Below are 24,700 nucleotides of genomic sequence, written 5' to 3' on the forward strand. Positions count from 1 at the left end.
TCTAGACGTCCAGCGGCACGTTGAGCAAGGTCAGCAGGCGCCGCCTCAGTGCGCCGAACCGCGGGTCGTCCACCGTGCGCGGGTGCGCGAGGGGGACGTCGATCTCCTCGATGATCCGACCGTCTTCCAGCACCAGCAGACGGTCCGCCAGCAGGACCGCCTCGTCGACGTCGTGCGTGACGAGCAGCGCGGCGAATGCGTGCGCCGACTGCAGCTCGCGGAACAGCCGCTGCATCTTGAGGCGGTTCAGGGCGTCGAGTGCTCCGAACGGCTCGTCCAACAACAGCAGGTCGGGGCGTCGGACGAGCGCTCGTGCGATCGCCACGCGTTGCGACTGGCCGCCCGAGAGCTCCCCCGGCCACGCCTCACCGCGGTCGACGAGCCCGACCTCGGACAGTGCCCCTGAGACCCGTTGGGCCACGTTCGGACCGCGGACTCCCAGTGCGACGTTGGCCGAGACCCGCTTCCAGGGCAGGAGGCGGTGCTCCTGGAAGACGACAGCGTGCGACGGCGGTACGTCGAGCGCCCCGGTCGCCTCGCGGTCGAGTCCCGCGAGGATGCGCAACAGTGTGCTCTTTCCGGAACCGCTCGCGCCGAGCAGCACGACGACCTCGCCGCGCTCCAGGTCGAGGTCGACTCCGTCCAGCACGACCACGTCGCCGAAGCTCCGGCGTACGTCTCGTGCTGTCACGAAGCCTGCAGTCCCCGTCGCCACGACAGCGCCCTCCTCTCCGCGACCCGCAGCACGAGGTCGGACAGCAGCCCGAGGACGGCGTACGCCAGAAGGCCGAGAAGCACGATCTCCGTCTGGGAGAACTCGCGCGCCTCCATCATCATGAAACCGAGCCCCGAGTCGGTGTTGACCTGCTCGCCGACCACCAGGCTCAGCCACCCGGCGGCGAACGCGAGGCGCAGACCCAGGAACAGCGACGGCATCGTGCCCGGGATCACCACGTGCCGGATCCGCTCCGCTGCCGACAACCCACAGGTGCGTGCCGCCTCCACCAGTCGCTCGTCGATGTTGCGTATCCCGGCGTAGAGATTCAGGTAGATCGGGAAGAAGGCGCCGAGCGCCACCAGCGTGATCTTGAGCGGCTCCCCGATGCCGAGCCAGATGATGAGCAGCGGGACGAGGCCGAGGTGAGGAAGCATCCGGGCCATCTGCACGGTCGGGTCGACGAGCGCGTCGCCGACGCGGACCAGCCCTGCGAATGCCCCGAGCACGAGCGCCAGTCCGCCGCCGATCAACAGTCCGACGAGCGCGCGGGTGAGGGACTCGTACACGTGCGCGGGCAGGCTGCCGTCCTGCGTCAGACGCCAACCCGCCGCCAGGACCTCGCTCGGCGGAGGCAGCTTGTCGGGCGACACGATGCGGGTCTGTGCCAGCAGCTCCCAGGCGCCCGCCAGGACCAGCGGGGTGACCAGCCGCAGTCGGCGCAACCACGCCTCCGTGCGGGCACGTCGACGGGCCGCGGTCGGTCGTCCCCCCGGGGCCTGGCCCGTGGACCCCGCGGAGACCGACCTGGCGGCTTCGGGCAGGGTCACCCCGCCGGTCACGGCGGTCGGCGCCTCGGTCACTCGAGGATCTCCGAGTACCTGTCGTCCACGCGGCCGGCGACATCGACGGGGCCAGGGATCAGGTCGAGGTCCGCGAAACCGTCGGCGATCGTCTGGATCTCGGCACCGATCTCCGGGGTGAGCGCCGCTAACGGCTGGGCGCTGCGGGCGAGCGCACGTGCCGCCGTCTCCCGCGGGATCTTGAGCTCCGGAGCGAGCAGGTCGGCCCGCTCCTCGGGGTTCGCGATGCCCCAGTCGGTGACCTCGCGGTACGTCCGGAGGAACTCCTCGATCTGCTCCGGCTTCTCCTCGAGCGCCTCCGGGGAGACGAGCACGTACTCGCGGTTGTTCGCCAGGCCCGTCGCGTCCGCGAGCACCTTCACGCCGGGCTGCTCTGCGAGCGCGAAGTACGGGTCCCAGATGATCCAGGCGTCGACCTGGTCGTTGTCGAACGCGGGTCGCGCCTCAGCGGGCTTGAGGTACTTCACGTCGATGTCGTCGATCGTCATGTCGTGCGCCTCGAGGAGCTTCACGAGGAGCCAGTGGACGTTGGAGCCCTTGTTGAGGGCGACGGTCTTGCCCTTGAGATCCTCGAACGACGTGAAGCCGCTCTTCTCCTTCACGAGCACCGCTTCGCCCTTCGGGACGGGTGCGGAGGTCGCGATGATGGTGAAGTCGGTCTTGCCGGCGGCGGCGAAGATGGGCGGCGCCTCGCCGGTCTGCCCGATGTCGACCGCCCCGGCCTTCAGCGCCTCGGTCAGCGCCGGGCCGCTCTCGAAGAGCGACCACTCCGCACCACGAGCGGCGTTGCGCGCCTTCACGAGGCTCAGACCGCCGAAGCGTTGGTAGCCGACCTGGAGCGGCTCGTCGGCGTCGGCGTCGTCCCCGCCGCCGCACGCGCTCAGCCAGCTCGACATCAGCAGCGCGACGGCGGCGGTCAGGGTGGCGGTGGTTCTGCGCATGAGGGTCCTCGGAGGTCTCGACGAAGCGACGGCGGCCAGTCTTGCGAGGACTTCGCGTCACCGGCAGGGTTGCGCTCGCCGCGGGAGAAACACCGAGGGACGCGTCGATCGACGGCTCCCGCCGGATCGCGTGGTCACGATCGGAGAACGAACCCGTTGGAACGCCGTCCGGGTCCCCTAGTGTGTGTCCGCCCGCCAACTCCGGCGGGCCCTACCACCCGAGGTGGCCATGCGTCGCGCCCTTGTCCCAGCTCTCGCCCTTGCTCTCGTCCCCCTGGCCTCGTTGCCGGCTCCCGCGGTCGCCGGCCCGGCGACACCGGGCGTCGTCACGCCGACCAGCGGACCGGCCGCCTTCTCGTTCGAGGTGCCGGAGGCGATGACCGCCGTGCTCCTCGAGATCCGTCGGGTCGGCTCGTCCGCCGTCGTCGCCTCGACCGACCTGGGCGACCTGGCCGCCGGCACGACCAGCGCCACGTGGGACGCCCGCACGACTGCGGGCACTGCGGTCGCCGACGGGTCGTACGTCGCCACGCTGCGCGCCTCCGACGCCGCGACCCCGCTCGCCGACGAGTCGACGGTCCGAGTGAACCTCGTCGCGCCGAAGTCCGCCGCGGCCCCCGCGGTCTCGGCCACGAGCGTGTTCCCGTGGAACGACGGCTACCGCGACGCGATCACGCTCACCGGCGTCACGCCGACGACCGAGACACCTGCGTCCGCCGCGGTGCAGGTGCTCAACGCCTCGGGTGCCGTGGTCTGGTCGGCTGCCGGCCGTACCGCGCGGTGGGCCGGCCGCTCCAGCGTGGGCGCCATCGTGCCCGCCGGCACCTACCGCGTCCGCTCGCGGTACGTCGACGCCGACGGCCTCGTCGGCTACAGCGCTCCCCGCGCCGTCACCGTGTCGGCCAAGCGCCTCGTGACCCGGAAGGTCACCGAGCGGATCTCGCCCAAGGCCTTCCTGTACTACCCGTACGTCGGCAGGTGCGGCAAGATCGTGAAGCCGGCCCGCAAGGGCAAGGCGTGGAAGAAGTCGATCTCGGTCTCCAGCAACCACCGCTGCAAGAGCAAGCCCTCGCGCTCGGGCACCGAGGCGCGCTTCAGCGTCGGCATGCGCGGCGCGTACGACTACAGCGCGATCACGTTCAAGGCGGTCGGGGCCGGCCACACGAAGGCACGCAAGAACGCTGCCGTCGGCTTCGGGATCACCAGCGACTGGAACGACATCAGCCGCGTGCGTCGCCTCAAGCCCGCGTACGGCACCCGTACGGTCTTCTCCGCCCACGGCCGCAACCTCCAGCGCTTCGTCGACAGCCACGGGTTCATCACGTTCGGCATCGCCACATTCGAAGGCGGACGGTACGACGTGAAGTGGCTGCGCGTGACGGCGACGTACCGCACGCTCGTCGACCCGACCGCGCGCGGCGCCCGTGTCGCCGGAGGACCGGCGTCCCAGGCGCGTCGCTGACCCCGCGATCTGCGGCGGACGCCTGTTATCACTACCTTGATGGGCGTCCGCCGACCCCGCGGCGGACCGTCTCCCAGGAGGCCATCAATGGTCCGTTCGTCTCGCAAGACGTCCGTTAGTCAGATCGTCACCGTCCTCGTCGTGGTGTGGCTCGTGATCGGTGCGCTGGCAGCAGCGCAGCGCGGCTACTTCCGCGGCACCGACGCCGACTGCACCAAGGTCAGCACGATCGCCGTCACGATCGTCGCCGGCCCGCTCAACTACGTGGGCGCCAACCCGAAGGTCGACTGCGACATCGAACCCAGCAAGTGAGTCACCCCAACCGGTGAACTCGCGACGGACCCGGCTCGTGCACGATGCGAGCCGGGTCCGTCGTCGTTCAGCGGCGCAGCACGGCCGATCGATTCATCGCTTCGAGTAGCCGACCTCGACCGGGTGCGGGGGCCACTCGCTGATCGACCGCCGCCCGTCCTCGACCCAGCCACGCCGCGCATAGAACCGGCGGGCGCGGGTGTTCTCCTCCAGCACCCAGAGCCGGATCGGTTGAGCGCCGCGGCGCCGCAGCACCTCGTCGTGCAAGCGGCCGGCGAGGCCGCTCCCCCACCGTTCCGGCACCACGCCGAGGTGCCGGAGCACCTGGTCGTCGTACGTCGCGAACCCGAGGATGCGGCCGCCGGAGTCGTCCACGACGAGCGTCGTCACGCCCGGATCAGCCAGCTCGGCGACCCATCGCCGCCGGATCCCGTCGCGCGGCCACGGCAGGTCGCCGAACACGTGCGCCAGCCCGGTGCCGTACGCCACCTCCTCACAGTCGGTCAGCGCATCGGCGTCCTCGGGGCCTGCCTCGCGGAGCTGCACGTGCCCAGTCTGGCGCAGCCCCGCGAGGAGGATTGTCCTACTTCAGGTCGTCGATGGCCCGCTGCGAGCCGGGGTGGAGGGGGATCGGATCGGAGTCCTCCGCGTCCTCGATCGCGACGAGCTGCGGGATGACGCGAGCAGTCCTCGTCGAAGCATCATCGTTCGGTGGGTTCGAGCTGCCGCGAGGCGAGCTTCCCGCTGAGTATCGTCGAGAGCGCGACCACCGCGATCACGAGACCGATGAGCGTCCAGGGAATCACGAGGTCGTACCGCTGGACTCTTGCGCCGGTGACCGCCAGTGATGCGACCGCGGCTGATGCCCCGACGCCGACGGACAACGCGGCGATCCAGGCGTGCTGACGGCTGATGGCTCGGGCTGCCCATCGTCGCCGCACACCCACCCGGGTGAGCTGGCTGGCCCACCCCCGCATGGCGCGGACCTGGGCGCGGGTGGCCAGGACCGAGACACCCACGAGCAACGCGACCAGCAAGACGACCGATCCCACGATCGCGGCAGGCGGAACGATGGGCGCAGGCTTCTCGTAGACACCGATCGATCGCGGATCGAGACCCTTGTCGCGCAAAGCCGTGCGCGCGGCACGGCGATCGGGGGCGGAGATGTCCTTGAACAGCATCGCAGCGGGAGTCGTCGCCATTCCTAGACCCTGCGCAGTGGCTCTCAGCATGACGAAGGGAACAGCTTGGGTCCACCGGGTCTGCGCGGGATCGACGATGCGTACCGGCACGGTCGCCACGCCCCTGCCGGTCGCTTTGTCGATCAGCGCCAGCTGTCCGCGCGCCACCCGAACGAGATCGGGGTTGATCACCAGAGCGCCACCATCGGCGAGCAGGTCCCGGTCGGCCGACGTCAGCGCGGCGCCGAGCGCTCCCTCGAGATCGTCCGCGGAGTCGAAGGCGAACGCCACTCCCGTTCGGTCGTCTCGCGTACCGATCGTCTCCTCGGTTCCAGTGGACGGGTTCACGCCTCGCTTGCCGATGAGGAAGAACTGAATCGGCTCTGCCCGCTTGATCGAGGGCACCGTCTCGACGGCTGCGACGACAGCCGGGTCGGGCTTCAGGAACGGGGTGCTGAAGCTGTCAAGGAGCACATCTCCGGAAGGCACCGATACGGGTTGCCGCTCGCGAGCGTCCGCGACCTCGCTCGAAAGGATGGTGAGCATCCCGACCGTCGCAGCAACGATCACGATGTAGATGCCAGCCACGACAGCCAACCGCTGACGGTTCGTCGCGATCTGCCGCGCCACAAGCCGTTGGGTCAGGGTGCGGCGAGGCATCACCCGCAGCAGGCCGTCGATCAGCTCGGGGCCGAGGGCCGCCGCAGTCAGCGCCATGAGGCCGATCAGCGCCATCGCTCCACTCGGCTCGCGCAAGGTCAGCACCTGCCAGAGCGTGATGCTCGCACACACGACGCCGACGAGGTGCCGAGCTGAACGCAGTCTGCTGCGCGTGCCCGCCGAAAGTTGGCGTCGGCCGGAGACGACGATCCGGTCCCGGAGCGCGGCGAGTCCGAGCGCGAGACCGAGCACGACGCCCGCGGCGCTGACCTCGATAGCGGCCCACGGAACGCGGACATTCGTGACGGAGTATCCCCACCGTCCCTCGCCCAAGAAGGCCGTGACATACCCGATCGTCGTGCCCCCCGCGACGGCGACGAGCGTGCTAGCCACGATCAGGGGCAGTGGGACGAGCCAGATCGCGAGCAGGGCGTCTCGCCGCTTGACGCCTTGCGCCATCGCCGCGCTTGCCGACGACTCCAGTCGCTTCGCGACGATCACGTATCCCATCACCAGCAAGGCCGGCAGCGCTAAGAGCCCGGGAATCCAGAGGCTGAGCGGCGACTGCACGGTCCACAGACGGGGTGCCTCCGCCTCCAGCTCGGCGCGCGTCCGAACACGTTCACCGACCGCCGCCCTGGAGATCGCTGGGCCCTCACCAGACACCGCGCGGACCGTGGATCCCACAGCCCGGTTGATGCCCTCGATCAGCGCTGCCGCGTCGTCTTGCGTCGTCTCGAATGTGGGAAAGGCCCGCAGCGGTGCGCCGTCGCTCCCCCGAACCTCCGCCAGCCGGCGCCAGGTCCCCGGGCCTGCCAGCAGCTTCGGCCAGCGGTCGAGCTCTGTCCGAGCGAGCCCTACGATGCGGAGATCAGGCGCCGCGCCAGCAGTCGGAACCTCATCGCCGACACGCACGCCCGTCGACCCCGCGCCGGCAACCACGACCTCACCGGCCTCGCGCGGCCATCTGCCGTTCGTCAAGCTGAACTGGCGTGTAGGGGGGCTGCGGTCCCAGTCCTTCTCGGTGTAGTAGACCCCGTCCAGGCCCCCTCGGAAGAGCGGGAAGTCGATCACGTTCAACGCCATGCCGAACCGCGGGCTCTGCGACTCGAAAGCGTCACGGAGTCTGTCGCCGTCGTCGGTGCCCGCACGGAGATCGACGTCGAACATGGTGAGGGCAGCTGAGGCGCTCCCCAGCTCAGCGTCGGCGTTCTGAGCCGGTGTCAGGCTCTGCGCATCCATGAAGCTGTTGGTGGCGAAGAGGAAGGCAATGAACAGGATCGGCGCCGCGAAGGAGGCCGCGACGGGGGTACGTGACCGCAGACGTCGCCGAATCGTCCCGATCATGCGCGGGACGCCACGTCGCGTACGACGCCGTCGAGCATCTCGATGCTCCGCGACGCTCGCTCCCGGCATGCAGGATCGTGCGACGCCACGACCACCAAGACACCTTTGCTCGACATCACCGCCAGCAGGTCGAAGATGGCGCCGGCATTGCGGCTGTCCAGCGAGCCTGTCGGCTCATCAGCCAACAGGATCTTGCGCCCACCCGAGAGCGCACGGGCGATCCCTACACGCTGCTGCTGCCCGCCGCTCAGCTCGTCGGGGTAGCGACCTCCATATCCGGCGAGACCCACCGACTCGAGCAACCGTTCCGCCTCGTCGAGAGCCTCGACGGTATTCGTTCCCCGCGCCTCGATCGGGAGCGCGACGTTCTCCGCTGCGGTGAACTCCGAGATGAGCTGGTGCGACTGGTGCACCATCCCGACCTCGTCACGACGCAACCGGATGCGGCCCTCGGCGCTGATCTGCGTGAGATCGTGCCCCGCCACCACGACACGACCTGAGGTCGGGAGGTCCAGCCCCGCAAGGAGATTGAGCATCGTCGTCTTTCCCGAGCCGCTGTGCCCGAACAAGCACACGAACTCCCCGGAATCCGCCTCGAAGTCGACTCCACCAACCGCCCTCACGGTCTCGGCAGGGGAGACGAACTCTCGCTCGACCCCAACCGTCCTGACCAGCGGGCCCGGACCCCCCGTGCTCAGCATCCTCGGTTGGTCCTCATGCTCGAGGCCTTGTCCGAATCGAACACCGACACGTTGTTGTCCCGGCTCGCGATCCCCATGGTCAGCAAGGCACCGGTGCCGTTGCCTCCGTCATACAGGCTGCCCTGGTAGTTGTTGGAGCGGTTCTGCCACGAGTCGGCTTGGTTGTTCTCACCGTTGGCATCGTTGTAGGGGTCGACAACGCCCTGGCCGTGGGCCTGCGCTGCGATCAGTAGCTTGTAGTCGTTGTTCCCCCAGACGCACATCTTGCTACCCGTGCACTGCGAACGCGATGCCTGCGCCGTCAGCGGTGCGACGACCGCGACGGCGAACAACGCCCCCGCGGTGGCAGGTGAACGGACTGTTCTCACCTTCGACCTCATCTCGTCGTGGCCGGCCAGTGAGGCCGACGCCCTGATTCCGTCCCGACTCGGGCGCAACTTGTTGCACTCGAGAGGGGCACGCCGGTTAACGGTCGGCGGCGTGGATCACAACGCCTTCACGGTCCTCATCGCCAACGAGGTCCACGACGAGCGTCGTCACGCCCGGATCAGCCAGCTCGGCGACCCATCGCCGCCGGATCCCGTCGCGCGGCCACGGCAGGTCGCCGAACACGTGCGCCAGCCCGGTGCCGTACGCCGCCTCCTCACAGTCGGTCAGCGCATCGGCGTCCTCAGGTCCTGCCTCGCGGAGCTGCACGTGCACAGTCTGGCGCAGCCCCGCGAGGAGGGAGGTCCTACTTCAGGTCGTCGATAGCCCGCTGCGAGCCGGGGTGGAGGGGGATCGGATCGGAGTCCTCCGCGTCCTCGATCTTGATGTCCTTCGCCGCCGGGTGCACCGCCGTGAGCGCGTCGGTCTCCTCGAAGACGAGGGTCGTCAACGCGCACGCGACGTTGTCGGGCATGTCGTCGCGGACGAGCAGGACGTTGGGGACGGCGACGGTCGGCACGTCGGCGTCCAGCTTGTAGGTGTCGGCGGGGATCGTCGACTCCTCGTAGACCGGGTTGATCTCCTGGAGCGCCTCGAGCTGCGGCGTGATGTCGATGAACTCGACGTCGTCGCCCATCGAGGTGAAGAGGTCGGTGATCGCCGGCGTCGGAAGACCCCCGGACCAGACCAGTCCGTCGATCGAGCCGTCCTTCATCCCGTCCACGGTCTTGGTCAGGTCCAGACGCTGCGCCGAGACGTCGCTCTGCTGGAGCCCTGCGGTCTCGATCAGGCGCTGGGCGATGACCTCGGTCCCCGACTTCGGTGAGCCGGTCGAGATGCGCTTGCCCTTGAAGTCCTCGATCCCGTCGATGCCGGCGTCCTTGCGGACCACGACCTGGGTGTAGTTGGGATAGATGCGCCCGATGGAGGCGACGTCCTGCTTCTCCGTGAACGAGCCGTTGCCCTCGACCGCGTCGGCGGCGGTGTCGGCGAGGGAGAACGCGAGGTCGTAGTCGCCGGCGACGAGCTGCTGCACGTTCTGGACCGACGCGCCCGTCTCGGCCGCGGTGGCCTGCAGATCGGTCTCGTCGTTGATGATCTGCGCCAGACCGCCACCGACCACGTAGTAGACGCCGGTCGAGTTGCCGGTGGCGATGCCGATCCGGCCCGAGCCGGCGTCGCAGCTCTCGGAGTCGCTGTCGGACTGGGTGTTCTCCTGCTGGCCGCCGCAGGCCGCCAGGGCGAGCGATGCGGTGAGCGCGCTCGTGGCGAGGAGGGTACGGGTATGTCGCATGTCGTGGTTCACTCCTGGGTGATGGGTGTGGTGGTCGTGGTCGGATGGTTCCCCCGGCGGCCGACCACGTGCAGGGCCACGGCAGCGGTGAGCAGCGCGAGACCCACGGCGATCGACACCGGGACGAGATAGAGGAGCAGCAGGGCGGCCGGGACGCAGAGCAGCCGCTCGACGCGACGGGTCGGACCGAACATCCAGCCCGACGTCGCCACCGCGAGCGCCGCCACCGCGAGACCGACCACGACGGTGGCCCAGACGACGTCGAGGAACGGCGCGCGGCCGAGAAGGGCTGCGCCGTTGTCGGTCATGATGAACGCCATCGGCGCGAGGAAGGCCGGCAACGTGTACTTGCAGGCCTGCCACATCGTCGCGATCACCTTGCCACCGGTGATCGCCGCGGACGCGACGGCCGCCAGGGCGGTCGGCGGCGACACCTCCGAGAGGACCGCGTAGTAGAAGATGAACATCGCGACCTCGGGGCCTTCGGCTCCGAGGCTGATCAGGGCAGGACCGATGATGATCCAGCTCAGGATGAAGGACGCGGTCACCGGCACGGCGAGCCCGAGGACGATGATCGCGACGGCGGAGAACAGCGCGCTGAGGACGATGAGCGACGCCTGGTTGGGAGCCAGCACGTCGGCAGCGTCCACGAGCAGGTCCGACAGCACCTGGCCCAGCCCGGTCTTCGCGATGGTCGACGTGATGACGCCGGCAGCCGCGCACACGGCGATCACCGGGACCGCGGCGCGGATGCCGGTCGCGAGCGCCGTGAACAGGCGGATCGCGTAGTCGCGCACAGAGTCGCCCAGCGGGAGCTTCTCGGCCGTCCGGGGATCCTGCTCGAGGTCGGTGACGAACGCGCGACGCGACAGCACCGCCTCGAGCAGCCCGAAGAACGCCGCCACCGCGGTCGCGTACACGACGGCCTTGAACGGCGGGACACCCATCGCGAGGAACAGCACGATCACGCCGAGGCTGACGAAGTGGTAGCCGAAGCGCCCGAGCAGCGCCCACGGGCTGTTGACGCGGGCGTCCACGCGCCGCGCACCGAAGCGCCGGGCGTCGATCTCGACCGCCAGGAAGATGCCGAGGTAGTAGAGGAGCGTCGGGACCAGCGCCCAGCCGAGCACCTGGAGGTAGGAGACACCGAGGTACTCCGCGATGATGAACGCCGCCGCACCCAGCGTGGGCGGTGACAGGATCGCGCCGATCCCGGACGCGGCGAGCATGCCGCCCGCGGCCTCGCGGGGATAGCCGGCGCGCTTGAGGATCGGCCACGCGAACGAGCCGAGGGTGACCGCAGTCGCCGTCCCCGACCCGGAGACGGTGCCGAGCAGGAAGCCGGAGGTCGCGACCGTACGACCGGGCGCCGTGCCTGACTTCTTGAACAGAGAGAAGCTGAACTCGACGAAGAACCGGCCGGCGCCCATCCGGTCGAGCACCGCTCCGTAGATCGTGAAGAGCACGATGTAGGTCGCGGCGACGTCGAGCGGCACGCCGAAGAAGCCGCTGGCCTCGTTGAAGAGAGCGTTGATGATCTGGTCGATGTCCTGGCCCCGGTGCGAGATCACCCAGTCGATCGGCAGGAAGCCGCCGTAGTAGGCGTAGGCGAGGAACACCGCACACACGACCGGCAGCACCCAGCCGGTCGTACGGCGCGTCGCCTCGAGGATGAGGAGCAGCAGGACGAGCCCCGCGAGGACGTCGAGGGGGTCGAGCGCACCCTGGCGGTCGAGGAACGCCGTGAACCCACCGCCACCGGCGCTCGACTCAGGGAGGGGCAGCACCGGGTAGAGCCCGACGACCAGCGCGGCTCCCGCGAGGACCCAGTCCACCGGCCCGGGATCGTCCCGGCCGTCGGTGCTGCGCCGTGCCCACCCGCGGTAGAGGAGGAAGGCGAGCGGCAGGGTGACGCCGAGGAAGACGATCAGGTAGTACTGGTTGCCCTGGCGAAGCGGCCAGAAGACCTGCCAGAGCACGAACGCCGCGACGGCGAAGCACCACACCGTCATCGCCTGGTCCCAGCGCGGGGACAACCGCCGTGACGGCCTCTCCTCGTCGTACTCCGAGGCGAGTCGGTCGAGGTCGACCTGGTCGACCTCGGCGACCGGGCTGTGACGGTCGGCGGGCGGCATGAGGCGTAACTTAACGGTGACCAGGGTCATGTCAAGAGTGCCGCGCGGAGGCACGGAAAGAGCGCCACGACGCCGCCGCGAAGGTCAGCCGTAGAAGCCTTCGCGCAGGTTGATCCCGTGCTCGACCCACGCCTTGAGGGCGGCCAGCATGCCGGTCCAGCCCGCGCAGTTGCCGAACGCGTTCTTGGCCCCCGTCCCGGTCACCAGCCACGACGACTCGGTGATCGTGACCAGGGTGCGCGCGCCGCCGTCGACCGGCTCGAGCTCGAACGTCGTGGTGGTCCGCCCGTCGTCGTCGGCCGAGGCCTGAGCATCCCAGCGGATGACGATGAGCCGGGGCGGCACGGCCTCCACGACCGTGACCGGGAACTCGCCCGGGTGGTCGGCGAAGTCCCACATGACGGTCGCGCCGGACTCGAGTCGCCCGCGAGCGCCGCCCGTCGTGAAGTAGCGGGTGAGCTGCGCCGGGTCGGCGATCGCCTCGTACACCTCGGCACAGGGCCTCGCGATGTGGCCGGACACGGTGAACTCCAGCTCCTGGAGAAGATCGTCAGTCATGTGATATTTTTACAACATGTCGTCGGCCGTGGGCAATACCCCCGACGACGACCTCGTCTTCAAGGCGCTGGCCTCACCGACGCGGCGCCGGATCCTCGACCTGCTTCGGGAGGACACCCGGACGACTGGCGAGCTCTGCGCGCTCCTGTCGTCACTCGACCGGACCACCGTGCTCCAGCACCTGCGCGTGCTCGAGCGTGCCGAGCTGGTCACCGGCCGCAAGATCGGGCGCGAGCGCCACCTCGCCCTCGCGCCGTTGCCGATCAAACGCATCCACGACCGATGGATCAAGGACTACATGGACGCCGCGGTCGAGCTGCTCGACCACCTCGACCGGCCCTCCGCCCGAGGCGCGGATTAACCCTTGCGTTGTCGAACATCTGTTCGATACCATCGTGTCATGTTCGACGCCGAGATCACCGCCGACCTGCGCCACGCGGCGCAGGCGCTGGTGGACGCCCCGATCGAGCTCGCTACCACCGAGCAGCTCGCTGAGGTCCTCGGAGCCGTGGCTTCGACGCAGGCGCTCCTCGACGGCGTGCTGGCGCGTGGACTGGCACACTTCAGCGACGCAGGCGGGCCGGAGGCTGCTGGAGCTGCCAACGCGAAGGCGTGGGCGCGCCGCGAGCTGCGCCTCGACGCCGGTGAGACCGGTCGTCTGATCACCGCAGCTCGGACGACCCAAGCGTTGCCGCGGGTCGCCGAGTCGTTGCGGGCCGGCAGGATCCGGCTGGACCACGTCCACGAGTTCTCCGCCGGCCTGAAGAAGGCCGATCCGGTCATCATCACCTCGGCGGAGGACTACCTGCTCGATGTCGCCGAGCGCAGCGAGCCGTCAGCGCTCCGGGCGGAGATCCGGGAGTTCATCGAGGCAGTGCACCCGGAGTCCCTGGACGCCGCCTACATCCGTGGGATGGACAAGCGTGACCTCCAGGTCTCCAAGGTCGGCGACGGCTATGCCGTGACCGGTTTTCTCGACATCGTCACCGGCGCCCGGCTCAAGACCGTCCTCGACCACCTGGGCGCCCCGGACGACCGTGACGATCGTCGACCCCCTTCGGAACGACGAGTGACCAATCTCGACCGGCTGCTCACCCAGGTTCTCGAGCACGGCCTGCCCAGCCGCAACGGATTCCGGCCCCAGCTCTACGTCACCGTCGACCTCGAGCGTCTTCAGGGCATGCCTGGCGCCGAGCCTGCGCGCCTGCACGGCTGGGGCAGCATCCCTGACCTGCTCCTGGGCCGCCTTCTCTGCGACACCGACGTCACCCCGATCCTCACGGGCGCGCACGTCGACGACGGGAGGCGCGACCACGGAGGGCACAACCACGAGGTCCCCGACCAGCCCAGCGACCGACGACGGCCCGGCAGCGTTCTCGACGTCGGCCGGAGCCAGCGTCTGGCCACCCCACAGCAGCGGATCGCGATCACCCACGCGCAAGGTGGGCGCTGCGCCAACCCGGGGTGCCACAACACCTTCCTCGAGCTGCACCACATCGACTGGTGGCACCGCGACCACGGCACGACCGACGTCGACAACCTCATCGGCCTGTGTCCGCGCTGTCATCACCTGCTCCACGCCGGGTTGCTCCATGCCCGACGCGAGCCCGACACCGGAGACGTCATCCTCACCACCGGGGAGGGCCACCGTCTCTCCGACTCCGACGACCGAGACCGAGCCCTCAGGCGCCTGCTCGTCCGTCGGCGCCTTCGCGAGATCCGGCAGCTGGTCCACTCATCCGGGATAGCCGCCTGACCGGTGCCTGACCGGTGCCTGACCACCGGCTGACCACCGGCGCCTCAGCGCGCCGGCCTACAAGCACGCACGCCGGGCACGACCGGATCGGGGGATCGGTCGTGCCCGGCGTGTGCTGGGAGGGGCGGACGAGGCCCGACTGTCAGCCCTTCTTGCGGTTGAGGAACGCGAGCATCGCCGTACGCGCCTCGTCCGAGCCGAAGAGCCGCCCCGACTGCTCCGCGACGTCGTCACCGAGCGCGTCGATGCGAGCCACGAGGTCGGCGTTGAGCAGGGCCTTGGTCTCCCGAAGGCCCTGGGGGTACGCCTTGCGGAGCCCGTCGAGCACCCGCGAGAGGGCGTCGTCGAGCTCGGCCGCTGGGACGGCCTCCGTGACGAGCCCGTACGCCACCGCCTCGGCCGCGGAGAACTTCTCTCCGGTGAGGAAGGTCCGCGACGCCGAACGCGGCGACATCCGCGAGAGGGTGGTCAAGGAGATGACCGCCGGCGCCAGGGCGAGACGGACCTCGGTGAACGCGAACGTGACGTCGTCGGCACACACCACCACGTCGGCAGCGCCCACGATGCCGAGCCCACCTGCGCGCACCGGACCGTGCAGGCGGACGACCACCGGCTTCGGGAGGGTCACGATGAGGCGCTGCAGCGCGACGAGCCCCTTGGCCCCCTCGACCATCCCTCCCCCGGCAGCCTCGGACAGGTCGGCGCCCGAGCAGAACACCGACCCGGCCGCCGTGATCACCACGGCGAGGACGTCGGGATCCGCCGCGGCCGTCTCCAGGTGCCCGACCAGCTCGCTCACGAGCCGAGCCGAGAGGGCGTTGCGGTTGTGCTGGCTGTCCAGCGTGATCGTCGCGACCTGGTCGGCGACCGCGAGATGGACGAGCTCGGTCATAGGATGCTGCTCCTTCGTGACGTCGTGCGAGGGGTGAGAATCAGTACGACTTCGGCAGGCCGAGCGAGAACTGCGCGATGAAGTTGAGCACCATCTCGCGGCTGACCGGCGCGATGCGCGACAGACGCGACGCCGCCAGCATCTGTACGAGGCCGTACTCCTCCGCGAGACCGTTGCCGCCGTGGGTCTGGATCGCCCGGTCCACCGCGTTGCACACGACCTCGCCGGCCGCGTACTTCGCCATGTTGGCGGCCTCTCCGGCACCCATGTGGTCACCGGCCGCATAGAGCGCGGAGGCCTTCTGGGTCATCAGACGCGCCAGCTCGATCTCGATGTGCGTCTGCGCCAGCGGGTGGGCCACGGCCTGGTGGGCGCCGATCGGCGCCTTCCAGACCTGACGGGTCTTCGCGTACTCGGTCGCGATCTCGAGCGCGAGCCGCGCCGTGCCGGTCGCGAACGAGGCCGCCATGATGCGCTCGGGGTTGAGCCCCGCGAAGAGCTGCTCGATCCCGGCGTCCTCACTGCCGATCAGCGCGTCCGACGGGAGCGCGACGTCGTCGAAGAACAGCGTGAACTGCTTCTCCGGGCTGACGATGCCCATCGGGATCTCCTGGAACGTGAAGCCAGGGCTGTCGGTCGGCACCAGGAAGAGCGCCGGCTTGAGGTTGCCCGTCTTGTGGTCCTCGGTCCGCGCGACCACGAGGACGTGGCTCGCCTCGTCGACACCGGAGATATAGGTCTTACCGCCGGTCAGGCGCCAGCTGCCGTCCTCCTGCCGGTAGGCCGTGGTGATGATCTTGTGCGAGTTGGAGCCCGCATCCGGCTCGGTGATGGAGAAGGCGAACGTGCTCGTCCCGTCAGCCAGGCCGGGCAACCAGCGCTGCTTCTGCTCGTCCGTGCCGTACTGCGCGATGATCGTGCCGACGATCGCCGGCGACACGACCATGAGCAGCAGCGGGCTGCCGGTCGCGGCCAGCTCCTCGCAGACCGCGGCGAGGTCGCCGATCTCGCCGCCGCCGCCCCCGTACTCCTCCGGCACGGCGACACCCAGATAGCCGAGCTTGCCGGCCTCCGCCCACAGCTCGGTGGTCTTGCGACCCTCGGCCGCTGCGGTGTTGAAGTAGTCGCGACCGTACTTGCGCCCCAGGTCGCGGACGGCCTTGCGGAGCGCCTGACGCTCCTCGGACTCGGCGAATGCGGTGGTGGTCATGCGAGGTCTCCTTCGGGGTTCTCCTGGTCGGCCGCGTCCTCGATCACCGCGAGGACGGCACCGGACTCGACCTGCGAGCCCGCGGAGACCGCGAGCTCCGTCACGATGCCGTCGGTCGGCGCCGTGATGGTGTGCTGCATCTTCATCGCCTCCAGCACGACGACCACGTCACCCTGGTTGACGGCCTGCCCCTGCTCCACCGAGACCGACACGACCGAGCCGGGCATCGGGGCCAGCAGCGATCCGGCGGCCACCTGGTCGGCGGGGTCGGTGAAGCGCGGGACGACGACGAGGTCGAGCGGCCCCTGGGGACCGTCGACGTCGGCGACGCCTGGAGCGGTGGAGACCGTGTACGCCCGTGCGACCCCGTCACGCTCGAGCACCACGCGGTCGGGAGCCACGGCGGTGGCGACCGGCGCAGCCTCGTCCTCGGACCCCGAACGCGGGACCAGACGACCACCAACCGAGTCGTACGCGACCGCGACCTCCTCGCCCCGCACCGCGAAGGTCACGGTGTGCGGCTGGCTCGCCACGTTGCGGAAACCGGCAGGGATCCGCGAGAGGACCCTGGCACTCGTCGCGGCCGCCGTGGCCGAGGCGAGCGCGGCCGCCGTGGCGTAGTCGCGGACGACGGACGTGTCCGCGCGCGGCGCCGACCAGTCCGCGATGCGCTGCTCGAGCAGCAGCGTGCTCAGCTCGCCCGCGGCGAACTCGGGCGCACCGAGGATCCCGTGCAGGAGGTCGAGGTTCGTCGACACCCCGTGAAGCCGGGTGCGCGCGAGGGCGCCGCGCAGCATCCGGATCGCCGACGTGCGGTCGGGACCGAACGCGACGAGCTTGGCGAGCATGGCGTCGTAGTGGATCCCGACCTCGCTGCCCGATTCCACACCGGAGTCCAGGCGGAGCCCGTACGACGTCGGGCCGGCGAAGCGTCCCTCCGCACCGGGCACGTCGAAGACCCGGACGGTGCCCGTCTGCGGAGCGAAGTCGTCGGCCGCGTCCTCGGCGTAGAGGCGCACCTCGATCGCGTGACCCCGCGGGGCCGGCGGCTCGGTCTCGCCGGTGATCTCACCGAGCGCCCGGCCCTCGGCGACCGCGATCTGAAGCGCGACGAGGTCGAGCCCCGTGACGGCTTCGGTGACCGGGTGCTCGACCTGGAGGCGCGTGTTCATCTCGAGGAATGACACGACGGCGTCGCGGCCGGCACGCTCCTCCACCAGGAACTCGACCGTGCCCGCACCGGTGTAGCCGACCTGCTTGACCAGTGCCCGCGCTGCATCATGCAGGGTCGTCCGGGTGGCCTCGGCCAGACCCGGCGCCGGGGCCTCCTCCACGACCTTCTGGTGCCGCCGCTGGAGCGAGCAGTCGCGGTCGCCGAGGACCCAGCAGGTGCCGTGGGCGTCGGCCATGACCTGCACCTCGACGTGGCGCGCGTGCTCGAGGTAGTGCTCGACGAAGACGGTGGTGTCGCCGAAGGCCGACCCCGCCTCGGCGGCCGCCTGCTCGAGCGCGGCCGGCAGAGCACCGAGGTCGCGCACGACCCGCATGCCTCGGCCGCCACCGCCTGAGGACGCCTTGACGACGAGCGGCAGGTCCGAGGACGTCATGTCCTCCGGCTTCAGCATGCCGGCGACCGGTCCGCCGGCGGCCGCCATGAGCTCCTTCGACCGGACCTTGGAGCCCATCGCCTCGATCGCCTCGGGGTCGGGTCCGATCCAGGTGAGCCCCGTCGCACGGACGTCGGCGGCGAAGGAGGCGTTCTCGGAGAGGAAACCGTAGCCGGGGTGGATCGCGTCCGCGCCCGTGGCGAGCGCCGCGGCGATGACGAGGTCACCGCGCAGGTACGTCTCGCCCGGCGCGTTGCCGGGCAGGCGTACGGCCGCGTCCGCATCGGCGACGAACGGGGCGTCGGCATCGGCGTCGGAGTGGACCGCCACCGTCCCGATGCCGAGCTCGCGGCAGGTCGCGAACACGCGCCGGGCGATCTCGCCCCGGTTCGCGACGAGCACCTTCTGGATCATCGAGCCTCCGTTGATTGAACCTGTCGAAACGTTCACAGCCGGAACACCCCGTAGCCGCGTGCGCCCTCGATGGGCGCGTTGGCGATCGCGCTCAGGCAGATGCCGAGCACCGTCCGGGTGTCACGCGGGTCGATCACACCGTCGTCGTAGAGCATCCCCGACGTGAAGTACGCCAGCGACTGCTCCTCGATCTGCTTCTCGATGAAGGCGCGCATCTGCTTGTCGCCGTCCTCGTCGTACGGCATGCCCTTCGCCTCGGCCGCCCCGCGGGCGACGATCGAGATGACGCCGGCGAGCTGGGCCGGGCCCATGACGGCCGACTTCGCGTTGGGCCAGCTGAACATGAAGCGCGGGTCGTACGCCCGGCCGCTCATGCCGTAGTGGCCGGCGCCGTACGAGGCGCCGATGACGACCGAGATGTGCGGCACCGTCGAGTTGGAGACCGCGTTGATCATCTGAGCGCCGTGCTTGATGATGCCGCCCTGCTCGTACTCCGCGCCCACCATGTAGCCGGTGGTGTTGTGCAGGAACAGCAGCGGGGTGTCGGTCTGGTTGGCCAGCTGGATGAATTGCGCCGCCTTCTGCGCCTCCTCGCTGAACAGCACGCCCTGGGCGTTGGCGAGGATGCCGATCGGGTAGCCGTGCAGCTGCGCGAAGCCGGTCACGAGCGAGGAGCCGTAGAGCGGCTTGAACTCGTCGAACTGCGCGTGCCCGTCGGGTGAGCCGTCGACCAGCCGGACGATGACGTCGCGCGGGTCGAACGGGACCTTGAGGTCCGTCGGGACGATGTCGAGCAGGTCGTCGACGTCGAAGGCCGGCTCGGCGTAGTCGGCAGCGGGAGTGGGTCCCTGCTTGCGCCAGTTGAGCCGGCGCACGATCTGGCGTCCGAGGCGGATCGCGTCGTACTCGTCGACCGCCAGGTAGTCGGCGAGCCCCGACGTACGGGCGTGCATCTCGGCGCCGCCGAGCGACTCGTCGTCGGACTCCTCGCCCGTGGCCATCTTGACCAGCGGCGGGCCGCCGAGGAACACCTTGGCGCCCTCCTTGACCATGACGACGTAGTCGCTCATGCCCGGCACGTACGCCCCGCCGGCGGTGGAGTTGCCGAACACCAGGGCGACCGTGGGCACCCTGGCCGCGCTCGAGCGCGTGATGTTGCGGAACGTCGCACCACCAGGGATGAAGATGTCCTTCTGCGTGGGCAGGTCGGCGCCGCCGGACTCGACGAGGTTGACCGTCGGGAGGCGGTTCTCGGCGGCGATCTGCGCGGCGCGGAGGCCCTTCTTGACCGTGAGGGGGTTGCTGGAGCCGCCCTTCACCGTCGGGTCGTTGGCGATGATCATGCACTCGACACCTTCGACGACGCCGATCCCGGCGACGAGCGAGCCGCCGACGGGGAAGTCGGTCCCCCAGGCGGCCAGGGTCGACAGCTCGAGGAACGGCGCGCCCTCGTCGAGCAGCAGCTCGATGCGCTCGCGAGCGAGGAGCTTGCCCCGCGCGTGGTGGCGGGCGACGTACTTCTCGCCGCCCCCTGCCAGTGCCTTGGCGTGCTGCTCGGCGAGGTCGTCGATCTTCGCCAGCATCGCCTCGCGATGGGTCGGCGGAGCGTCGGTGGTCGGTGCGGCGTCGGCCGCGGTCGTACTCATCGGGGAGCCTCCAAGGTCAGCTCGACGGGGATGTCGAGGTAGTGGGAGAAGCGCTCGGCTTCGTGGGCGTAGCGGGTGCGTACGGATGGGGGGTACATCGCGGCCATCAGTACCCCAGGATCTTGGCGATCAGGTCGTTCATGACCTCGGTGGCGCCGCCACCGATGCCCAGGATGCGAGCGTCGCGGTAGTGACGCTCGACCTCGGACTCGCGCATGTATCCGTGCCCGCCGTGGATCTGCACCGCCTCGTCGACGACGAAGTCGCAGGCGGCCACGGCGTCGTTCTTGGCGATGCCGGCGTCGGCGACCAGGCGCATCGGGTCGATGCCGTCACCCTGACCCGCGGCGACCGCGGCGGCCTGCTCGACGACCTGGCGGGTGTAGGCGCGCGCGGTCACCGTCGCCCGGTGCATCTCGACCAGCTTGTGCCGGATCACCTGCCGCTTCGCGAGCGGACGGCCGAACGTCTCGCGCTCCTTGGCGTAGGCGACCGCGAGGTCGAGGGACCGCTGGGCCGTCGTGTACGCCTGCACCGCGAGGCTCAGCCGCTCGTTGACGAACTGCTGCATGACGAGGACGAAGCCGCCGTTCTCGTCACCGACCAGGTTGGCGGCCGGGACACGGACGTCGTCGAAGGCGAGCTCGGCGGTGTCGGAGCAGTGCCAGCCCATCTTGCGCAGCGGGCTGGCGACGGCGAAGCCGGGTGTGCCCTTGTCGATGACGAGCAGCGAGATCCCACCGAAGCCGTCTCCTCCGGTCCGCACCGCCGTCGTGACGAAGTCGGCGCGCACGCCGGAGGTGATGAAGGTCTTGGCGCCGTTGACGACGTAGGCGTCGCCGTCGGTGGAGACCGCGCGCGTCTGCAGGTTGGCCACGTCGGACCCGCCGCTGGGCTCGGTGACGCCGAGCGCACCGATCATCTCTCCGGCGAGGGTCGGACGGACGTACCTGTCGACGAGCGAGGTGCTGCGGTCGGTCGGGTTGGCCAGGTGCGCCGACACGATGTGCGGCAGCGCGATGCCGTGGGTGAAGAGCGCCGCGATGAGGCCGGACGACCCACCCGACTCGATGACCGCCTCGGTGACGACGGAGATGTCGATCGTGTCGCCGCCGGCGCCGCCCACCTCCTCGGGGAAGCCGATGCCCATGATCCCGGCGGCGGCGGCCTTCTTGTGCAGCTCGCGCGGCAGCTCTCCCTCGTCCTCCCAACGCGGGAGGTCGGGAACGATCTCCGTCCGGGTGAACCGGCTGACCGACTCGCGCAGCGCCTTCCGCTCGGGTGTCGACCAGGCGTCGTACGGGGCTGTCATCGATTCTCCTTGACGAGTGCGGCCGGGACGTCGGCCACACGGGCACGCAGCCACTCGCCGAGGGCCTTGGCCTGGGGGTCGAAGCGGGTCGAGGCGGCGACGCCGTCCCCGAGGAAGCGGTGGAGCACGACGTTGACGGCGCGCAGGTTGGGCAGCGGGTGGATCTCGATCTCGAGCTCGAGCTCGGCCGCCTCCGGCAGCAGTGCCCGGACGCGGGCGTCGTCGAGGAAGCCGACCAGCCAGGCGAAGGCGGCGTCGGGATCGCCGACGTCCTGCCGGATCCACACACCGACGTTGGCGTCGCCGCCCTTGTCGCCGCTGCGGGCGTGCAGGACGTGTCCGAGCGGCACGGAGACGGTCTCCTGTGTGGTCGACTCGTCGGCGCCCTGCTCGCTGGCGGCACCGCTCGCGGCCGTGTCGACGGCGGTCTCCGGATCGGCGGTCGTACGTGGTGGCTCGACCTCGATGCGCGTCCCGTCAGCGAGCACGACGGTGTGCGGCACGAGGTCCTGAGCGAGGTATCCGGCCGTGTAGACGCCGTACGGTGTGGCGGCCGCAGGCGGCCGCGTGGCGGTGAAGCCGGGGTACGAGGCAAGAGCGAGCTCGACCGCGGCCGAGGAGAACGCGCGTCCCACGGGGTCGGGCGAGGAGTCCTTCACGTGGCACCGCAGGAGGGTGGTCGCACGCGCCTGGGTGTCGGGGTCGGGCACGTCGGTCCGGTCGAGCTGCCACTCGATCTCGGCCGGCATCCCGGTCGGGGAGCCGGCGAGGGCGTCCTCGACCTGCGCGCGCACGAGTGCGGCCTTGGCCTCGATGTCGAGTCCGGTCAGGACGAGCTCGACGCTGTTGCGGAAGCCGCCGAAGGAGTTGAGCGCGACCTTGGTCGTCGCGGGCGGGGCCGAGCCACGGACCCCGCTGATCGCGACCCGGTCCGGACCGTCCTGGGTGAGCGTCACGGAGTCGAGGTGTGCGACGACGTCCGGGCCGGCGTAGGCGGGGCCACCGATCTCGTACACGAGCTGCGCCGTGACCGTGTCGACGGTGACGACGCCACCGGTGCCGGCGTGCTTGGTGATGACGCTGCTGCCGTCGGCCGCGACCTCGGCGATCGGGAAGCCCGGGTGGAGCAGGAGCTTGGGGTCGAGGTCGGCGAACCCGGCGAAGTTGCCGCCGGTGGCCTGTGCCCCGCACTCCACGACGTGGCCCGCGACGACGGCACCCGCGAGCGCGTCGAGGTCGTCGCGCCCCCAGCGGTGGGCGTGGATCGCCGGTCCGACGACGACCGAGGCGTCGGTCACGCGTCCGGTGACGACCACGTCGGCACCGGCGTCGAGGGCGGCGGCGATGCCGAACGCGCCGAGGTAGGCGTTGGCGGTGATGGGCGTCTGGCCACCGTGACCGACGAGGCCGAGCTCTCCGGCCCGCTCACGGAGGTCGTCACCCTCGACGTGGGCCACCGAGATGTCGAGGCCCTGGTCGGCGGCGATCTCGCGCAGCTTCGCGGCCAGGCCCGCGGGGTTGAGCCCGCCGGCGTTGGTGACGATGCGGACCCCGCGCTCCTTGGCGAGACCCATGCAGTCGGTCATCTGCCGGACGAATGTCTTGGCGTAACCGAGGGACGGGTCCTTGATCAGGTCCCTGCCGAGGATGAGCATCGTCAGCTCGGCGAGGTAGTCACCGGTCAGGTAGTCGAGGTCGCCGTCGGTGAGCATCTCGCGCATCGCGCCGAGACGGTCGCCGTAGAAGCCGGAGCAGTTGCCGATGCGGATCATGACGCGTCCTCCGTGCCCCGCGCGCCGCGCGGTTTGGGATCGGGCCCGGGCAGGCCCGCGAATGCCTGGACGATGTCGAGCCACTCGTCGGCGGCCGGTCCCTCCGCCGTCACGTCCACGTCGTCACGCACGCGCCGCCGGGTGGCCAGCAGCGCGAAGTCGTAGCCGTCTCCGGTGACGCGGTCGGGGGCGTCCTCGGGCCCCCAGGCCCACCTGTCACCGTCGGGGCCGACCAGCTCGAGCCGGACCGGCGCCGCAGGGACGTCGCGGCCGCGGACGAGATAGGCGAAGCCGCGCGTGCGGAAGCCGAGGTAGGCGACGTGCTTGGCACGGACCGTCGGCGGCAGCTCGACGTCGAGCGCCTCCGCCACGTCGTGCCCGTGCGCCCAGGTCTCCATCAGCCGCGCGGTCGCCATCGAGGCGGGGCTCATCGGAGGTCCGAACCACGCGATCTTGTCTCCGTGGGGGACGGCCCGCAGCGCGTCGGCGAGCCGGACGCGACCGTCGCGCCACCGAGCGAGCAGCTCCGACGGCGCGAGAGCCGCCAGACGCTCGGCCTCGGCGTCGACGTAGCCCGCCGGGTTCTCGACGGCGCTCTTGATCAGGGCCGCGAACGCCTCTCCACCGTCGACGGCGGCCAGGGAGGCCTCGTCGGTCCAGTGGAGGTGGGCGACCTGGTGGGCGATCGTCCATCCCTCGGCGGGGGTCGGTCGCGACCACCCGGCGTCGTCCAGGTCGGCGACCAGCGCGTCGAGCTGGTCGCTCTCAGCGGCGAGGTCGGCGAGGACGGCTTCGAGGACCTCGTCGCGGCGCGGGGCCGTGGAGGTCGTGGGATCGGGCGAGTCAGTGGTCATTCAGCGCTCCAGCTCGGTGTCGAGGGTGATGGCCCAGGTGTCGAGGATCGAGGTACGGCGTGCGGTGTCGTCGGTGAGTGAGGCGGCCAGACCAAGGCCGCGCAGGAGGTCGAGGGTGGCCTGCACGAGCTGACGGTTGCGCCCGCGGCTGTCGTCGATGCCGAGGAGCGCGACGGCGTACGCGTGGATCTCGCGACCGACTCGGCGCTCGAGCGGTGCGACGGCGTCGCGCAGCTCCTTGTCGGTCCGTGCCGCGACCCAGAGCTCCAGCGCCGCGAAGAACACCGGCGACACGAACTGTGTCGCCAGCGCGTCGAGCACCGCACGTGTCCTGTCCTCCTGCGGGAGGTTGGAGATCGAGAGGGCCATCTCGTCACGACGCCGCTCGGTGATGTGCTCGACCGCGGCGATCACCAGCGCCTGCTTGCTCGGGAAGTGGTGCAGCTGCGCGCCGCGGGACACGCCGGCGCGCTGCGAGATGACCGTCGTGCTGGTGCCGGCCCAGCCGAGCTCGACGAGGGAGTCGACGGTCGCCTCGAGGAGGCGCTGCCGCATGGCGCGGCTGCGCTCCCCCTGGGTCGTGCGAGTGGTCTCGGTCACCTCGGCATCATCGTCCGAAACTTACAAACAGTCAACCCTGTC

General features: G+C 70.2%; 23 protein-coding genes. 4 read left to right on the top strand and 19 right to left on the bottom strand.

All coding sequences use genetic code 11. The features are described from left to right. Position 1: 1 nt before the first annotated feature. Genes KV102_RS05575 through KV102_RS05585 form a run of 3 tightly spaced genes read right to left on the bottom strand, consistent with a single transcriptional unit; the run spans position 2 to position 2,519 of the window. Positions 2 to 691, bottom strand: coding sequence for an ABC transporter ATP-binding protein (locus KV102_RS05575; RefSeq protein WP_308290234.1), 690 nt, complete (start codon positions 689 to 691; stop codon positions 2 to 4). Continuing rightward, the gene (locus KV102_RS19525; RefSeq protein ID WP_220342404.1) at positions 688 to 1,578 is read right to left on the bottom strand and encodes an ABC transporter permease; all 891 of its coding nucleotides are present in this window, start codon (positions 1,576 to 1,578) and stop codon (positions 688 to 690) included. Before KV102_RS19525 ends, KV102_RS05575 begins: the two co-directional genes overlap by 4 nt. Next, complete coding sequence (locus KV102_RS05585; RefSeq protein WP_220342405.1) at positions 1,575 to 2,519, bottom strand: aliphatic sulfonate ABC transporter substrate-binding protein; 945 nt, start codon at positions 2,517 to 2,519, stop codon at positions 1,575 to 1,577. Before KV102_RS05585 ends, KV102_RS19525 begins: the two co-directional genes overlap by 4 nt. Positions 2,520 to 2,748: 229 nt before the next feature. Here KV102_RS05585 and KV102_RS05590 point away from each other — a divergent pair, with 229 nt between their 5' ends. Both KV102_RS05590 and KV102_RS05595 read left to right on the top strand, forming a co-directional pair. Next, complete coding sequence (locus KV102_RS05590) at positions 2,749 to 3,981, top strand: FlgD immunoglobulin-like domain containing protein (RefSeq protein WP_220345542.1); 1,233 nt, start codon at positions 2,749 to 2,751, stop codon at positions 3,979 to 3,981. 87 nt (positions 3,982 to 4,068) lie between these two features. Continuing rightward, positions 4,069 to 4,293 (top strand): hypothetical protein, encoded by a 225-nt coding sequence (locus KV102_RS05595; RefSeq protein WP_220342407.1) that lies wholly within the window; start codon positions 4,069 to 4,071, stop codon positions 4,291 to 4,293. Between the two features lie 93 nt (positions 4,294 to 4,386). Here KV102_RS05595 and KV102_RS05600 read toward each other — a convergent pair whose 3' ends face one another. From KV102_RS05600 to KV102_RS05635, 8 genes are all read right to left on the bottom strand, one after another. Further along, positions 4,387 to 4,839, bottom strand: a complete 453-nt coding sequence (locus KV102_RS05600; protein ID WP_220345543.1) for a GNAT family N-acetyltransferase — start codon at positions 4,837 to 4,839, stop codon at positions 4,387 to 4,389. Between the two features lie 155 nt (positions 4,840 to 4,994). Further along, positions 4,995 to 7,481 (bottom strand): hypothetical protein, encoded by a 2,487-nt coding sequence (locus KV102_RS05605; protein WP_220345544.1) that lies wholly within the window; start codon positions 7,479 to 7,481, stop codon positions 4,995 to 4,997. Continuing rightward, the gene (locus tag KV102_RS05610) at positions 7,478 to 8,182 is read right to left on the bottom strand and encodes an ABC transporter ATP-binding protein (protein WP_220342410.1); all 705 of its coding nucleotides are present in this window, start codon (positions 8,180 to 8,182) and stop codon (positions 7,478 to 7,480) included. Before KV102_RS05610 ends, KV102_RS05605 begins: the two co-directional genes overlap by 4 nt. Continuing rightward, entirely contained in the window at positions 8,176 to 8,550 is a 375-nt protein-coding gene (locus KV102_RS05615) for a peptidase inhibitor family I36 protein (protein WP_220342411.1), read from the bottom strand. Before KV102_RS05615 ends, KV102_RS05610 begins: the two co-directional genes overlap by 7 nt. Positions 8,551 to 8,647: 97 nt before the next feature. Beyond that, positions 8,648 to 8,878, bottom strand: a complete 231-nt coding sequence (locus tag KV102_RS05620; RefSeq protein WP_220342412.1) for a hypothetical protein — start codon at positions 8,876 to 8,878, stop codon at positions 8,648 to 8,650. Between the two features lie 37 nt (positions 8,879 to 8,915). After that, positions 8,916 to 9,902, bottom strand: a complete 987-nt coding sequence (locus KV102_RS05625; protein ID WP_220342413.1) for a TAXI family TRAP transporter solute-binding subunit — start codon at positions 9,900 to 9,902, stop codon at positions 8,916 to 8,918. 8 nt (positions 9,903 to 9,910) lie between these two features. Continuing rightward, on the bottom strand, positions 9,911 to 12,037 hold the full coding sequence (locus KV102_RS05630; protein WP_220345545.1) for a TRAP transporter fused permease subunit: 2,127 nt from the start codon (positions 12,035 to 12,037) through the stop codon (positions 9,911 to 9,913). Positions 12,038 to 12,121: 84 nt separating this feature from the next. Then, positions 12,122 to 12,595 (bottom strand): SRPBCC domain-containing protein, encoded by a 474-nt coding sequence (locus KV102_RS05635; protein ID WP_220345546.1) that lies wholly within the window; start codon positions 12,593 to 12,595, stop codon positions 12,122 to 12,124. Positions 12,596 to 12,611: 16 nt separating this feature from the next. Between KV102_RS05635 and KV102_RS05640 the strand changes: the two genes are divergently transcribed. Next, complete coding sequence (locus KV102_RS05640; protein ID WP_220345547.1) at positions 12,612 to 12,956, top strand: helix-turn-helix transcriptional regulator; 345 nt, start codon at positions 12,612 to 12,614, stop codon at positions 12,954 to 12,956. A gap of 39 nt (positions 12,957 to 12,995) precedes the next feature. Then, a complete protein-coding gene (locus KV102_RS05645; RefSeq protein ID WP_220345548.1) occupies positions 12,996 to 14,351 on the top strand; it encodes an HNH endonuclease in 1,356 nt (451 codons plus the stop codon). Positions 14,352 to 14,493: 142 nt separating this feature from the next. On the opposite strand, the gene KV102_RS05650 is transcribed toward KV102_RS05645, so the two are convergent. The 8 genes from KV102_RS05650 to KV102_RS05685 form a co-directional block, all read right to left on the bottom strand. After that, on the bottom strand, positions 14,494 to 15,243 hold the full coding sequence (locus tag KV102_RS05650) for an enoyl-CoA hydratase family protein (protein ID WP_220345549.1): 750 nt from the start codon (positions 15,241 to 15,243) through the stop codon (positions 14,494 to 14,496). Between the two features lie 40 nt (positions 15,244 to 15,283). Next, positions 15,284 to 16,453: an acyl-CoA dehydrogenase family protein gene (locus KV102_RS05655; protein WP_220345550.1), complete on the bottom strand. Its 1,170-nt coding sequence runs from the start codon at positions 16,451 to 16,453 to the stop codon at positions 15,284 to 15,286. Continuing rightward, positions 16,450 to 18,474 carry a biotin carboxylase N-terminal domain-containing protein gene (locus KV102_RS05660; protein WP_220345551.1) on the bottom strand — a complete coding sequence of 675 codons (2,025 nt, stop codon included), beginning with the start codon at positions 18,472 to 18,474 and terminating at the stop codon, positions 16,450 to 16,452. The genes KV102_RS05655 and KV102_RS05660 overlap by 4 nt, the downstream gene beginning before the upstream one ends. A gap of 32 nt (positions 18,475 to 18,506) precedes the next feature. After that, positions 18,507 to 20,120: an acyl-CoA carboxylase subunit beta gene (locus KV102_RS05665; protein WP_255559890.1), complete on the bottom strand. Its 1,614-nt coding sequence runs from the start codon at positions 20,118 to 20,120 to the stop codon at positions 18,507 to 18,509. A gap of 106 nt (positions 20,121 to 20,226) precedes the next feature. Then, positions 20,227 to 21,432: an acyl-CoA dehydrogenase family protein gene (locus tag KV102_RS05670; RefSeq protein WP_220345552.1), complete on the bottom strand. Its 1,206-nt coding sequence runs from the start codon at positions 21,430 to 21,432 to the stop codon at positions 20,227 to 20,229. Next, positions 21,429 to 23,204 (bottom strand): acyclic terpene utilization AtuA family protein, encoded by a 1,776-nt coding sequence (locus tag KV102_RS05675; RefSeq protein WP_220345553.1) that lies wholly within the window; start codon positions 23,202 to 23,204, stop codon positions 21,429 to 21,431. Before KV102_RS05675 ends, KV102_RS05670 begins: the two co-directional genes overlap by 4 nt. After that, complete coding sequence (locus KV102_RS05680; RefSeq protein WP_220345554.1) at positions 23,201 to 24,058, bottom strand: TIGR03084 family metal-binding protein; 858 nt, start codon at positions 24,056 to 24,058, stop codon at positions 23,201 to 23,203. Before KV102_RS05680 ends, KV102_RS05675 begins: the two co-directional genes overlap by 4 nt. After that, positions 24,059 to 24,658, bottom strand: coding sequence for a TetR/AcrR family transcriptional regulator (locus KV102_RS05685; RefSeq protein WP_301021932.1), 600 nt, complete (start codon positions 24,656 to 24,658; stop codon positions 24,059 to 24,061). Positions 24,659 to 24,700: the final 42 nt, after the last annotated feature.

The organism is Mumia sp. zg.B53, assembly GCF_019550935.1.
Classification (GTDB): domain Bacteria; phylum Actinomycetota; class Actinomycetes; order Propionibacteriales; family Nocardioidaceae; genus Mumia.

Excerpts from the sequence above, each read along its gene's own strand:
- KV102_RS05585 (WP_220342405.1), bottom strand. The coding sequence starts at position 2,519 with ATGCGCAGAACCACCGCCACCCTGACCGCCGCCGTCGCGCTGCTGATG.
- KV102_RS05590 (WP_220345542.1), top strand. The coding sequence starts at position 2,749 with ATGCGTCGCGCCCTTGTCCCAGCTCTCGCCCTTGCTCTCGTCCCCCTG.
- KV102_RS05595 (WP_220342407.1), top strand. The coding sequence starts at position 4,069 with ATGGTCCGTTCGTCTCGCAAGACGTCCGTTAGTCAGATCGTCACCGTC.
- KV102_RS05605 (WP_220345544.1), bottom strand. The coding sequence starts at position 7,481 with ATGATCGGGACGATTCGGCGACGTCTGCGGTCACGTACCCCCGTCGCG.
- KV102_RS05610 (WP_220342410.1), bottom strand. The coding sequence starts at position 8,182 with ATGCTGAGCACGGGGGGTCCGGGCCCGCTGGTCAGGACGGTTGGGGTC.
- KV102_RS05625 (WP_220342413.1), bottom strand. The coding sequence starts at position 9,902 with ATGCGACATACCCGTACCCTCCTCGCCACGAGCGCGCTCACCGCATCG.
- KV102_RS05630 (WP_220345545.1), bottom strand. The coding sequence starts at position 12,037 with ATGCCGCCCGCCGACCGTCACAGCCCGGTCGCCGAGGTCGACCAGGTC.
- KV102_RS05635 (WP_220345546.1), bottom strand. The coding sequence starts at position 12,595 with ATGACTGACGATCTTCTCCAGGAGCTGGAGTTCACCGTGTCCGGCCAC.
- KV102_RS05640 (WP_220345547.1), top strand. The coding sequence starts at position 12,612 with ATGTCGTCGGCCGTGGGCAATACCCCCGACGACGACCTCGTCTTCAAG.
- KV102_RS05645 (WP_220345548.1), top strand. The coding sequence starts at position 12,996 with ATGTTCGACGCCGAGATCACCGCCGACCTGCGCCACGCGGCGCAGGCG.
- KV102_RS05650 (WP_220345549.1), bottom strand. The coding sequence starts at position 15,243 with ATGACCGAGCTCGTCCATCTCGCGGTCGCCGACCAGGTCGCGACGATC.
- KV102_RS05655 (WP_220345550.1), bottom strand. The coding sequence starts at position 16,453 with ATGACCACCACCGCATTCGCCGAGTCCGAGGAGCGTCAGGCGCTCCGC.
- KV102_RS05660 (WP_220345551.1), bottom strand. The coding sequence starts at position 18,474 with ATGATCCAGAAGGTGCTCGTCGCGAACCGGGGCGAGATCGCCCGGCGC.
- KV102_RS05665 (WP_255559890.1), bottom strand. The coding sequence starts at position 20,120 with ATGAGTACGACCGCGGCCGACGCCGCACCGACCACCGACGCTCCGCCG.
- KV102_RS05670 (WP_220345552.1), bottom strand. The coding sequence starts at position 21,432 with ATGACAGCCCCGTACGACGCCTGGTCGACACCCGAGCGGAAGGCGCTG.
- KV102_RS05675 (WP_220345553.1), bottom strand. The coding sequence starts at position 23,204 with ATGATCCGCATCGGCAACTGCTCCGGCTTCTACGGCGACCGTCTCGGC.
- KV102_RS05680 (WP_220345554.1), bottom strand. The coding sequence starts at position 24,058 with ATGACCACTGACTCGCCCGATCCCACGACCTCCACGGCCCCGCGCCGC.